The organism is Pseudolactococcus hodotermopsidis, from assembly GCF_011170085.1.
GTDB lineage: Bacteria > Bacillota > Bacilli > Lactobacillales > Streptococcaceae > Pseudolactococcus > Pseudolactococcus hodotermopsidis.
On sequence record NZ_BLLI01000007.1, the window covers coordinates 43064 to 55452 of the forward strand.

A 12389-nucleotide genomic window follows, 5' to 3' on the forward strand; every position below is an offset into this window, starting at 1 on the left:
TGTGATATAATGAACTTATAGTCATCTTTTTTGACGTAAAAGTAGTGAGGTTAGTAAATAAAGTATGAATATGAACGAAAAAAATAATTTTAAAAATTCTTGGTTTTTCAGATGGGTTATTGACAATAAAATCGCAACAGGTTTTGCGGTTATTTTGTTGTTTTTGCTGAATTTGCTTTTGCTGACAAAGCTGAGTTTTATGTTTCAGCCAATTGCCGATTTTTTGGGTGTGATTATGTTGCCAATTGTACTTGCAGCGATTTTTTATTACATACTCAATCCAATTGTTGACTTTTTTGAGACACATAAAATCAAACGTGTCATTACGATTACGCTCTTGTTTGCCATTATCTTGGCATTGATTATCTGGGGTGTTGCGGTTGCGATTCCAAATGTTGCCACACAAATTGAGAAATTTGCAGCGAATTTTCCAGAATATGTTGAAACGGGTGAAAAACATATCACGAAACTTTTGCAGGACGAGCGTTTTAGACAGTTTAGACCGCAAATTGAAACGACAGTAACCAATTTGTCAGATAGTTTGATTGATCTTTTCAAAAATTTCTCAACAAATCTAGTCAATGGAACGAGTTCTTTTGTTTCAACAGCAACAAGTGTGATTATTTCAGTTCTGATTTTCCCATTTATCTTATTTTATCTCTTGCGTGATGGTAAAAATCTCAATACATATATTACAAATGCTTTGCCAAACGCTTGGCGCAATGATACGTCAACTGTTCTGACACAGGTCAATTCGCAGCTATCTAGCTATGTTCGTGGTCAGATTATTGTGGCAATTACCGTTGCCTTTATGTTCTCAATCATGTTTTCGATTATTGGGCTGAAATATGCGATTGTTATCGGCGTTTCGGCTGGCTTTCTAAACCTGATTCCCTATCTTGGCTCATTTTTAGCCATGATTCCCGCGATTATCATTGGCTTGGTTGCAGGACCAATCATGCTCCTTAAAGTTATCATTGTCTTTATCATTGAGCAAACGATTGAAGGGCGTTTCGTTAGCCCGCTCGTCCTTGGTAGCAAGCTCAACATTCATCCGATTACAATTTTGCTCGTTTTATTAACATCAGGTAAGATTTTCGGCGTTTGGGGTGTTCTCGTCGGCATTCCCGTCTATGCGTCAGCTAAAGTAATTATCGTTTATTTTTATAAATGGTATCGAAAAATTTCTCGGCTTTATGAAGATGAGGAATGACAAAAGAAATTTTTGAAATTTTAACATCGCAAAAATTTCAAATTGATAATAATGATATTGCAATTAATAAATGGCATCAAGCTATATTCCAACATCATTTGATGCGAAGTACAATAAATAGAATTAACGTGTTCGGAAAAATGCTTTGAACTATAGTTTGTCCAAAGCATCCTTTTGCTCTTCATTAACAATGTGTGTGTAAAGGTCAGTTACCTGAGTAGAGGCGTGACCGAGTTGATGACTGACCAAAACTTGCGAATTTGTTTCAGCGTATAGTCTTGTCGCCAATGTATGGCGTAATTTATGCGGTGTGACACGAATTTTAAAGACTTTTGAATATTTAGCAACCATTTTTTCAATACTAGAATTATCTATCCGATTTGCTTTACCTTTGTAAAGTGTCAGAAACAGCGCAGTTTCATGCTTTTCAGCATAATAACGTTTATCACGAATTGCTAAATAATTAACCAGATAAGATTTTGCAAATGATGCAATATTGACCGAATCACGCTTGCCACCTTTTCGTGTTACCTCAACAATCATTGTTCGTAAATTCAAATCTTTCAAGTCAATATTGACCGTTTCAGACAAACGAATACCAGAAGCTAAAATCAAGGCAATAATCGCCAAATCTCGCTCTTTATTTCGTATAAAAGATGACATAGCACGATTGGACAACTTAATTTCATAGTCATTGTCGATAAAATCTAAAAATTCTTGTGTTTCATTGCCTAAAAATAGTTTATTTTTAATATTTTCCGCGCGCGCAGCAAGTGTTTCAGGTTTTGAGCGTGTTGCAACTTTCTTCATCACATTCCGATAGAAGTAGGGCTCACCATTTTCATTTTCAACTTCTTCGGTTAAATACTTGTAAAGACTTGAAAGCGCTGATAATGTTCGGTTTATCGTTGTTTGTGAGACGCCCTCTCGGTTAGAATGTGTGTTCATTCTCGGGCGCTCATGTAGGTATAAAATATAAGTTTCAAGGTCAGATTTTTTTAAGTTTTCTAATGTTTTTAAGGAAATTTCAGACATTTTTTCAGCATTTGTGACATCAGCCTCTATCAGCCAGCTGAAAAATCGCTGATATTCTTTGAGATACTCATACAAAGTATTGAGGGAATATGGGACAGTTGACTTGGAGCGGTAATATTCGAGTACAAAGTTAGGCATAATAGCCTTCAAAGTCTCGATATTCTCAATTAAACGTTCTCTTTTCATAGTAATAGTATAAGGCATTTCCAAACATTTGTCAAGAAAATTATAGTTTTTCGGAAAGATGTTTGGGGATGGTTCCTATTTTAGGGAATTGAGTTTATAAGTTGACTAATAATTAGTTTGCCAATGTTTTTACATAACTAATATTATGTAAAATGAAATTTCTCAGACCACCCACGACAAACGCATGAAATGTAAAGTTTGTCTCAAAAAGACTTCTAGCTTGATTTCATAATTTTAAACGTATTTCCCCAACCCAATATAAGATAAAATCAAAAAACGCCCATTTTCAGCAAATGAACGTTTTTTGTCATATAATCACAAAGATTATTTAAGACCTGCTGAACCACCAGCAGCGCCGATAGCTTCAACGAGTGCTTCTGCATCAGCTTTTGAAATACCTTCTTTGATGATAACTGGTGCGCTATCAACAAGATCTTTAGCTTCTTTAAGGCCAAGACCAGTTGCCTCACGGACAGCTTTGATAGTTGCAACTTTTTTGTCGCCTGCTGATGTCAACTCAACGTCGAATTCAGTTTTTTCTTCAGCTGCAGCTGCAGGACCTGCTGCTGCTACTGGAGCTGCTGCAGATACGTCAAATTTTTCTTCAATTGCTTTTACAAGCTCAGAAAGTTCAAGAATAGTTGCTGTTTCAAGTTCAGCAACGATGTTTTCAATGTTCAATGCCATTGTTGGAATCTCCTTAGATTTTTTAGTTTAATGTGCAAGAATTAAGCGACTTGCGCGCATTTTTTAGATGAAGAGATAGCAATTTAAGCAGCATCTTCTTCTGCTTTGTCGGCAACAGCTTTGACAGCGTAGGCAACATTGCGAACTGGCGCTTGAAGTACTGAAAGGAGCATAGAAAGCAATCCTTCACGTGATGGTAATGATGCGATGGCAGCAATTTCTTCTTTAGAAGCAACTTTGCCTTCGATAACACCAGCCTTAACTTCGAGTGCGTCAGCTGTTTTAGCGAAATCTGCTAAGATTTTCGCTGGTGCAATCGCATCTTCATTTGAAAAGGCAATAGCAGATGGCCCTACGAATTGTTCCGTAAGTTCTGCGTAACCAGCTTTCTCAGCAGCACGACGCAAGATTGAGTTTTTGATAACTTTGAACTCAACGCCAGCCTCACGTAATTGTTTACGCAATTCAGTGTCTTGTCCAACTGTCAACCCACGAGAATCGGCGATAACGATACTAGATGCGTCCGCAAATTTTTGGGCAACAACGTCAACTAACTCAGCTTTTTTAGCGATAATAGCTTCACTCATTGTTTGATTTTCCTCCTCTATTATTTGATGGCGTAAAAAAACTCCACGCCAACCATAGACATAGAGAGTACAAAAATTCATTATAATCTAATAAATAGTTGTCCTCGGTTGGATTTACGACTTTCGTCACCAACTGTCTTCGGTCAAGTTACTTTCGCAACTACTTAAGTATAGCAGAGTTTTCCGTATTTTTCAAGCATTTTTCTTATTTTTTTAAAGTTTTTTTGGCAATGTTATCTAAAATTGTTTTTAAGGCAATAAAAACAATGGCAAATGAGACTGAAAAAATGGCACCTTCAGCCAGATTAAAGGGGACAACCATTGTCATCAAATATTTACTAATACCAATAAATTGCCCAATATCAAAATTGGCAAATTTTGCGTACAAAGGAATCGCATAAATAAAATTCATCACAACCATTGCTACCGTCATTGCGATTGTAGCTAAAATGCTCCCAATTACATAAGATTTTGTCTCTGTTTCCTTTTTAAAGAAAATGGCGAAAATCACAAGAAATGAACCAATTGCTACAATATTGAGTGGCAAACCAATCCAAGTGTTGACACCCTCATTATTGAGCAAAAGTTTGAGTAACGAACGCAAAACCAGAATTGTAAAGGCAGCGGGCAAGTTAAAGAGATAAAGCCCTACCAAAATCGGAATAATTGAAAAATCGATTTTGAGGAAATCAGCCCCTGGAATCAGCGGAAACTGCGGGAAAATCATCAAAATAAATGAGATAGCGGCAAGCATGGCAACAAGTACCAGTTTGCGTGTGTGAGTTGTATTTGTCATTGGGGCACCTCCTAAATTTTATTTAGAAGACTTGAAAATATCATATTGGGTATTCAATTTTCTTGCCTCCTCTTTATCCTGACTTTAACAGTTGGTACTTGATTTTCACAAGTTCGGGCCTACCAAGAATTCGATAAGCTTCATGGACTTTAACCACCAGTGGGGAAACGACCCCCGCCCTGAAGACCATTTAAGTATAACAAAAGACTTACAAAATTGCAAGTCTTTGAATTAGCATGACAAACACCTATCATTCGAAAGTGATAATGTCCTAAGTAGGTCGAAACATAAAATGTCCCAAATGTTAAACTAATACTTATGAAAAGGATATTACTCACTGTGAATGAATTGAAAAAGTATCGTGTTATCAAGTTAGTACACGATGGTAAGAAAAAGAAACAACGTGCTAGTGTCGAGCTTGGTTTGTCTCTTAGACAAGTCAATCGCCTCCTAAAAGCTTATCAAGAAAAAGGGAAACAAGCCTTTGTACACGGTAATAGAGGCGTGAGACCTGCCCACGCCATCTCCTTTGAAATCAAGGAAAAAATTATCAAACATTATAAAGCCTATCAAGACCTAACACCAAACATCAAACATTTCACTGAAATACTAGCAGAAATGGAGGACATTCATTACTCTGACACAACCATACGGGCAATCATATATAGCGATGGCTTACTCTCTCCAAAGTCTCAAAGGAAAACGAGAAGAAGAATCAAGACGCTAAGCAAGAAAAAAGAAAGTCAGACACAAGAAACTGCACTACTTCACAAAGCAGAAGAAAGATTAGAAGTAGTCGAAAAAGCACATCCAAGCAGGCCGAGAAAGAAATACAGTGGGGAATTAATACAAATGGACGCTAGCTCTTATCAATGGTTTGGTGGACAAATCACACATCTACATGTCGCAATTGATGATGCCTCTGGAAACATCGTAGGCGCTTATTTCGATACACAAGAGACACTCAAAGGATATTATCATGTCTTACATCAAATCTTAACTAAACATGGCATCCCTGTCGCTTTCTTGACAGATAAGCGAACGGTTTTCGAGTATCATAAAAAAGCGAGGAAAAAAATGGAAGACGATACTTTAACACAGTTTGGCTTTGCTTGTCATCAGTTAGGGATTGATGTCAAAACTTCGTCCATACCTCAAGCTAAAGGACGAGTAGAACGTTTAAATGGGACTTTACAGTCAAGATTACCGATTGACCTACAAAGAGCTGGAATTACAACAATTGAAGACGCTAATGACTTTCTAAACAAATGGGTCAGACAGTTCAACCAAAAGTTTGGCAATAAAACAAAAGAGACCGTTTTTGAACAGGCCCCTTCAGCTTCTAAGATTAATTTACTGCTAGCTCGCGTGGCGAAACGTGTCGTTGACAGTGGCCACCACATCCGTTATAACAATCACTTCTACTTACCAATTAAAGGAGACAAGGAAATGTACTTTACTAAAAAATCTAAGGCACTTGTTATGGAAGCCTTTGACGGTAATATTTATATCAATATCGAGGACAAAATTTATAGCTCAAGAAAGTTACTAACACATGAAATTTACTCAAAAGAATTTGATCAACCCAAAGAAGGCAAAAAAGAAAAACGCAAGTATATTCCCCAACAGTCTCATCCGTGGAAACTTGCATCTTTCGAAAAGTATCTCAGAAGAATCGGTAAGACGCTTCTGGAATATCAAGCTGAAAATTCAGCCTAAATCATAACTCAATCATATCAAAAATGGAATCTAAAAGCAAATTTTGCTTTATAAATGTAACTCATGTTTAGACTTTTTTTGGGACATTTTCAATTTCGCTTGACAGTCTTTGAATTAGCATGACCAACACCTTTGTTTTACATAATACAAATTATGTAAAATCATTCTTTGGCAAGATTGATAAGCTGACTAATCTCTTTTTTAGATAATCTCCGAAACTCACCAACTTGTAGACCTGTCAAAATAAGTGTCCCATATTGTACACGAGAAAGTTTCTGGACAGGTAAGCCAATCGCCTCAAACATTTTTTTAACTTGATGATTGCGTCCTTCGTGAATTGTCAATTGTACAACCGATTTTTTAGTTGAAATATCTTGTTTAATGATTTGATAAACAGCAGGCTTAGTCTTTTGTCCATCAATCTTAATGCCTTGTGTCAAAGGACGAAGATTTTCTTTATTGGCTTGTCCTTCGACTTTGGCAATATAAACTTTTTCAATTTCATGTCGTGGGTGGGTCATTAAATTTGCAAATTCACCGTCATTTGTCAGAAGAATCAAGCCACTTGTATCCCAATCAAGTCGACCAACAGGATAAATGCGCTCAGGAATATGGTGGAAAAAGTCCAAAACAGTCTTTCGACCTTTTTCATCCGAAACAGATGAAATCACACCACGTGGCTTATTGAGGGCATAATAAACGGGTTCTTCCTTATAAATCTGTGTTTCCTTAACCTCGACATTATCGCCAGACTTGACTTGATAAGCCAAATCAGTCATGACATTGCCATTGACCGTCACATCGCCAGCTTTAATCAGTTCTTCAGCCTTACGACGACTTGCGACACCCGCATGGGCTAGATATTTATTGATTCTCATGATTTAATTCCTTTTCATTGAAAATATCGACTTCATCAATATTCATAAGTGCTTCTTCATTTATTTCAGGCAACTCAATTAAGTTGTTAATGCCGATATAATCCAAGAAATGGGCAGTTGTTGCATAAAGATTGGGAGCGCCGATAACCTCTTTTTTTCCAACGACTTCAATCAGCTCAAAAGCTTGCAATGTTGTCATCGTCCCAGATGAATTAACACCACGAATTTTATCAACCTCAAGGCGTGTTAAAGGTTGTTTATAGGCAATAATTGCTAAAACTTCAAGCGCTGCTTTTGACAAAGATTGATTCATTGGTGTTTTGGCATAATGTTGCAACAAATCGTTGAACGTTGCTTTTGTCGCCAAGCGATATTTACCAGCTGTTTCGATAATTGTCAATGCTGAGTCTTTATTATTGCGATAGTTATCAGATAGTTTCTCAATTTGTTGACTCACAGCACTCGGTGTGATAGTTAGCAGTCCCGACAATTCCCTAAGGGTCAGCCCCTCTTCTCCAGTTACGAAAAAGAGTGCCTCTAGTTCAGCAGTTTTAGTCATTTTCTACTTCTACAACCTCCGTTTTCGCTAGGATAATCTCACCAAATGCCTTATCTTGTTGAAAATCAAGAAAATGATTTTTGATTAACTCCAACATGGCTAAAAAGACGGTAACAACCTCATCTAGGGAATTTGTTTGATGAAATAAATTTGAGAATTTTACATATTTATTTTTATGTAAAACAGCGGTGATGTCTTGAATTTTATCTGCCACAGAAAATTCATCTGAGTTAATCGTATTATGATGATCGCGAAACTCAGTCTGCTTTTTTTGAATCAGCGCTGAGAATGCGAAATATAAATCTAAAGCATTTTTATCATAAGTCAAATTAACCTCATCAGAGATAATTTCAGTCTTACTTTTTGAATAAAATAAGCTACGTTCTAAATGTTTGTCTGCTAATTCTAAACTCAAAGCTTTGTATTTGCGATATTCATCAATCTGACTCAAAATTTCTTGCTCTAAATCAAGCGTTTCTTCATCAAATTCTTCTGAAGTCGTTGGTAATAAACGTCGTGATTTAATTAAAACAAGCTGACTAGCAATTACTAAATACTCAGAAGCAATATCAAGCGCCATTTCTTTCATTTCATTCAGATAAGCTAAATACTGCGTAATCACTTCAACCAAAGGTACTTCATAAATATCAACCTTATATTGATTGACCAAATGTAATAATAAGTCAAGCGGTCCTTCAAAATCTTGAAATTTAACGGTAATTTCTTCTTTTACATAATTCATTTTATGTAAACTCCCTATCTATAATATTTTTCAAGGGACTGATTAGACTTTAAACCTAAATAACCAGCAAGTTCTGAAATGGGTAGTTTTTCTGAAACACGTTGTAAGATATATTGTTCACGCAATGATTTTGCCGTTAATTGACTTGATTTTTTCAATTCATAATGCAAAAATTGACGAGATTTTGAAAATAATTCGTCTCCATTTTTGATAGGGCGTGCTAGTCTAGCAAATTTATCACGAATGGGTAAAATTCGTTTAATACCACCATTATCAACCGTCAAAATTTTATAATCCCAGTTAAAATCAGCCCAATGTAACTGTTGAATTTCTGAAGGTTTCAAACCAAATTCCAAAATTAAAAGCGCAATCAAATCACCTGGGCGTGAAATAGCGTGATAGTAAGCAGCTAACTCTAGGGAGTGGGCAAGCGGTTTAACAATTACTTCATTTTTCTGATATTGATAATTAACCGATTGTAACTCAAAAAAGTGTGCCAACTCACCATTTTGATAAAGATATTTCAAAAAAGTGTTAATATTCGTAATTTTACGATGTTGTGATGATTTAGCAAGCATTTGAAGTTGCGCCTGATAAAGATTTAGTTGAGTTTGTGTTAATGGCGCATCATTTAAAAAAGTTAAAAAAGCACGTAAATCATAGAAATAAGCTAATTTCGTATTTTGGGAGGCTTTTTGACGCGTGGCAATGAAAGCCTTAATCTTTTTTTCGTTCAATAATCTCATACTCTTTCGTAAAATTGTGGGCAAAAGCATTGAATGCCTTGAGAATTTCTTGCCGCGGAATGATACCGTAAAATTCACGACCTTTCAAAACTGGCAAAAATGGCTCCTTAACCATCAAATGCAAGATTTCTTTTAGCTCATAATCTTTTTGAATCGTCGGCACAGCAGTATTGACAATCTCCGAAATTGGCGTTTTGTCTGACTTATCATAGAAAAAATCATGTTTCATTTCAAAATTGATGATGTCTGTCCAACCCAAAATACCAACAAATTCGTGAGCTTGATTGATTACAGGCACCTTAGAATATTGGTACTGGCTCAAAAGGAGCTTAGCATGCGACACATTATGCTCATTGAGCAAAACAGCAACTTCGCTAGCAGGTTTCAAAAAAGTATCGCTTTGTTTCATCAAAAAATATTCGATATGCTTGTTAATCATTGCGCGTTCCTTTTATTTCCTTGGTAAATTAAACTGAAGTTCAGGAATTTCTTGGTGATTTAAATCCATGTAGCTGATTTTATAACTATCTGTCGTTGGCTCAATTTTAGCATACATTTTGATATTATGCTTACCACGTGGTTGTGAAACGCTACCAGGATTGAGACATAAAACCCCATCTTCCACAGTCGCAATAGGACGATGAAGATGACCAAAAAGGGCAATGTTACAGTCATACTTTTTAGCATCTGCAACTAAACGCTCCAATCCCCAAGCAACACCATGTAGATGACCATGTGTTGTGAAAACATGGTCATTACCAATTAACATCTCAGAAATGGTCGGAAAAGAATCATAATCACAATTTCCTTTAACAACCATTGACATCCTATCCCAAGTTTCGTCCATCAATTGTTGCTCGGAATCACCGCAATGAAAAATGCCATCCACTTTTCCTAGATACTTCTCTTTGATGTCCTCAACAACTTTTCGATTGCCGTGTGAATCACTCATTACAATAATCATAAATAGTTTACCTCGTTATTTCATTTAGCCATTCAGGCCATTTCTCTAATAATTTTTTTAGCGCACGAGCACGATGTGAGACTTTATTTTTTTGTGCCAAAGTCATTTGTGCCGCCGTTTTCCCCGTTTCATCGTCAATGAATAACGGATCATAACCAAAACCGTCATCACCTTTTGGAATCGTCGCAATTGCCCCTAACCATTCGCCCTCAACGACCAAAGAGTTACGTTCAGGTGTTGCAACAACAAGTGTTGTGTGAAATCTTGCCGTCCGTCTTTCAGGTGTTACCGCCGTGCTTGCAAGTTCGTGCAAAAGTTTTGCATTATTTGCTGCATCTGTTGCATTGTCACCAGCAAATCTTGCTGACCATACACCAGGTAAACCGCCCAAGACATCAACCATAAGCCCACTATCATCAGCCAGTACCATTTGCCCCGTCAATTCAGCAATTGTTTCAGCTTTGAGTCGTGCATTCTCCTCAAAAGTCATTCCTGTCTCAGCCACTTCTGGTAAGTCAGGAAAATCATTGAGGTTATTTATAGTATAACCTAGCTGACTAAACATTTCCTTAAATTCGCGCGTTTTTCCCTCATTTCTCGTTGCAATCAAGATTGTTTTATCTGTTTTCGTTATAATATCAACTGTTTCCGAATGGGTTTGCTTATCGTCAAGGCTAACAATTAATTTATCAGCTAGACTATGTTGATAAGCTTTACCAGTCACATCACGTAAAATTTGGAAAAACAAGTCAATAATATCAGTAGCATTTTCATCAACAGCAACGATTTTCAAGCCCGATTTTCTTGGAAAATATCTAAAAAAGACATCATATAGAGGAATTTCTAAATTATCATCAAAAATATTTTGAATGATGAGCTTGCGTTCTGCTAACTCATAAGCAAAAATAGCTGATTTTTTGTGTTTATAAAGTTTTTTCATAGTTTAATTGTCCTTGATTTGACAGGAATTTGTAGCCAATTTTCAGCAATTTGATCAAAGGCTTGACTACTCGCCGTTGTGAAAAATTGATGTCTTAATTTTAAGTCAATTCGTTCACGATTTATTTCAAAATAATTGAGCAAAACAGAAATATCGCGCACACATTCAGCACCGCTGTCAATGAGTTTAACTTCATTTCCCATGACGTTTTGAATAATTGGTCGAAGCAAAGGATAATGTGTACACCCCAAAATCAACGTATCAACTTGACCGACAAGCGGTTTCAGTGTTTGATAAACGACTTTTTTTGCCACACTTGATTTAGTTTCGTTCGACTCAACAATTGGAACAAATTTAGGGCAAGCTAAAGATTTGACTGCTAGACTTGGCGATAAAAGTTGCACTTTTTCGCGATAAATGTCAGATTTTATTGTCATCACTGTCCCAATAATAGCAATTTTTCCAATTTGCGTCGCTTTGATAGCAGCACTTGCACCTGGTAAAATAACACCTAAGACTGGAATATCTAGCTTACTTTTCACTTCTTCCCAAGCCACTGCGGTCGCTGTATTACAAGCAAAAACAATCATTTTGACATTCTTTGACAAAAGAAAATTGACCATTTCCCAAGTGAATTTCCGAATCTGTTCAACTGGTCTTGAGCCATATGGCGCACGACTTGAATCACCGATGTAAACAACTTCTTCATCAGGCAGTTGGCGCATGAGTTCTTTGACCACTGTCAGCCCACCGACCCCAGAATCCAAAAAACCAATCGGTCGATTATCCATGTTGACTCCCTCACAATAGCATGATAAAATAACAAAAGCCGAGAAGTTCTCAGCTTTTATCCATAACCTTTATTTTTTCTTGTCGGCTTGTTTAGCTGCTGAGCGAATTTGACGCAAAACTTGTTGAACTTGTGTTTCGCTCGGTTTGCGCCCCATTGACCCCATCATGATACGCACGGCATCTTCATTCAATGGTGGATTATCAAGCATCATTTGTTTCACTTGACGGCGCGCAAGCAACATGCCACCAGCAAGTCCGCCTAAAGCAGCAACGATAATCAGTAAAATAGCGAGTACGATTGGCATTTTAATCTCTTTTCTTTTTTTCTTAGTCACTCTATTATATCAGATTTTACATAATCTGTCCATTTCAAAAATCAAATCCATACAAAGTTTATCATTCGAAAGTGATAATGTCCTAAGTAGGTCGAAACATAAAATGTCCCAAATGTTAAACTAATACTTATGAAAAGGATATTACTCACTGTGAATGAATTGAAAAAGTATCGTGTTATCAAGTTAGTACACGATGGTAAGAAAAAGAAA

At 36.6% G+C, this 12389-nt stretch carries 15 protein-coding genes, 1 riboswitch and 1 other annotated feature; of the genes, 2 read left to right on the forward strand and 13 right to left on the reverse strand.

The genetic code is table 11. The features are described 5' to 3' along the window. Window positions 1-64: 64 nt before the first annotated feature. A complete protein-coding gene (locus Hs30E_RS02270) occupies window positions 65-1213 on the forward strand; it encodes an AI-2E family transporter (RefSeq protein ID WP_371864126.1) in 1149 nt (382 codons plus the stop codon). Between the two features lie 150 nt (window positions 1214-1363). Here the strand turns inward: Hs30E_RS02270 and xerS are convergent, their stop codons facing one another. From xerS to Hs30E_RS02290, 4 genes are all read right to left on the reverse strand, one after another. Beyond that, window positions 1364-2434, reverse strand: a complete 1071-nt coding sequence (xerS, locus tag Hs30E_RS02275; protein ID WP_172207652.1) for a tyrosine recombinase XerS — start codon at window positions 2432-2434, stop codon at window positions 1364-1366. Window positions 2435-2758: 324 nt separating this feature from the next. Beyond that, a complete protein-coding gene (gene rplL / locus Hs30E_RS02280; protein WP_172207653.1) occupies window positions 2759-3121 on the reverse strand; it encodes a 50S ribosomal protein L7/L12 in 363 nt (120 codons plus the stop codon). 83 nt (window positions 3122-3204) lie between these two features. Next, window positions 3205-3708, reverse strand: a complete 504-nt coding sequence (gene rplJ / locus Hs30E_RS02285; RefSeq protein ID WP_172207654.1) for a 50S ribosomal protein L10 — start codon at window positions 3706-3708, stop codon at window positions 3205-3207. A gap of 26 nt (window positions 3709-3734) precedes the next feature. Continuing rightward, window positions 3735-3869 (reverse strand) — a sequence feature (ribosomal protein L10 leader region). Between the two features lie 44 nt (window positions 3870-3913). Then, window positions 3914-4504, reverse strand: a complete 591-nt coding sequence (locus Hs30E_RS02290; RefSeq protein ID WP_172207655.1) for an ECF transporter S component — start codon at window positions 4502-4504, stop codon at window positions 3914-3916. Between the two features lie 60 nt (window positions 4505-4564). After that, window positions 4565-4695: riboswitch (FMN riboswitch) on the reverse strand. Window positions 4696-4843: 148 nt separating this feature from the next. Between Hs30E_RS02290 and Hs30E_RS02295 the strand changes: the two genes are divergently transcribed. Then, a complete protein-coding gene (locus tag Hs30E_RS02295) occupies window positions 4844-6223 on the forward strand; it encodes an ISNCY family transposase (RefSeq protein WP_172207670.1) in 1380 nt (459 codons plus the stop codon). A gap of 161 nt (window positions 6224-6384) precedes the next feature. Here Hs30E_RS02295 and Hs30E_RS02300 read toward each other — a convergent pair whose 3' ends face one another. From Hs30E_RS02300 to Hs30E_RS02340, 9 genes are all read right to left on the reverse strand, one after another. Further along, window positions 6385-7101: a pseudouridine synthase gene (locus tag Hs30E_RS02300; protein WP_172207656.1), complete on the reverse strand. Its 717-nt coding sequence runs from the start codon at window positions 7099-7101 to the stop codon at window positions 6385-6387. Continuing rightward, on the reverse strand, window positions 7088-7660 hold the full coding sequence (gene scpB / locus Hs30E_RS02305) for an SMC-Scp complex subunit ScpB (protein WP_172207657.1): 573 nt from the start codon (window positions 7658-7660) through the stop codon (window positions 7088-7090). Before scpB ends, Hs30E_RS02300 begins: the two co-directional genes overlap by 14 nt. Beyond that, window positions 7653-8402: a segregation/condensation protein A gene (locus Hs30E_RS02310; protein WP_172207658.1), complete on the reverse strand. Its 750-nt coding sequence runs from the start codon at window positions 8400-8402 to the stop codon at window positions 7653-7655. Before Hs30E_RS02310 ends, scpB begins: the two co-directional genes overlap by 8 nt. A 14-nt stretch (window positions 8403-8416) precedes the next feature. Then, window positions 8417-9139: a site-specific tyrosine recombinase XerD gene (xerD, locus tag Hs30E_RS02315; RefSeq protein ID WP_172207660.1), complete on the reverse strand. Its 723-nt coding sequence runs from the start codon at window positions 9137-9139 to the stop codon at window positions 8417-8419. Continuing rightward, window positions 9120-9587 (reverse strand): cyclic-di-AMP-binding protein CbpB, encoded by a 468-nt coding sequence (gene cbpB, locus Hs30E_RS02320; RefSeq protein ID WP_172207661.1) that lies wholly within the window; start codon window positions 9585-9587, stop codon window positions 9120-9122. Before cbpB ends, xerD begins: the two co-directional genes overlap by 20 nt. Before the next feature lie 12 nt (window positions 9588-9599). Further along, complete coding sequence (locus Hs30E_RS02325) at window positions 9600-10112, reverse strand: metallophosphoesterase (RefSeq protein WP_172207663.1); 513 nt, start codon at window positions 10110-10112, stop codon at window positions 9600-9602. 7 nt (window positions 10113-10119) lie between these two features. Continuing rightward, window positions 10120-11052: a nucleoside-triphosphate diphosphatase gene (locus Hs30E_RS02330; protein WP_172207664.1), complete on the reverse strand. Its 933-nt coding sequence runs from the start codon at window positions 11050-11052 to the stop codon at window positions 10120-10122. Beyond that, the gene (racE, locus tag Hs30E_RS02335) at window positions 11049-11843 is read right to left on the reverse strand and encodes a glutamate racemase (protein WP_172207666.1); all 795 of its coding nucleotides are present in this window, start codon (window positions 11841-11843) and stop codon (window positions 11049-11051) included. Before racE ends, Hs30E_RS02330 begins: the two co-directional genes overlap by 4 nt. A 69-nt stretch (window positions 11844-11912) precedes the next feature. Beyond that, window positions 11913-12149, reverse strand: coding sequence for a YneF family protein (locus Hs30E_RS02340; RefSeq protein WP_172207667.1), 237 nt, complete (start codon window positions 12147-12149; stop codon window positions 11913-11915). Between the last annotated feature and the right edge of the window lie 240 nt (window positions 12150-12389).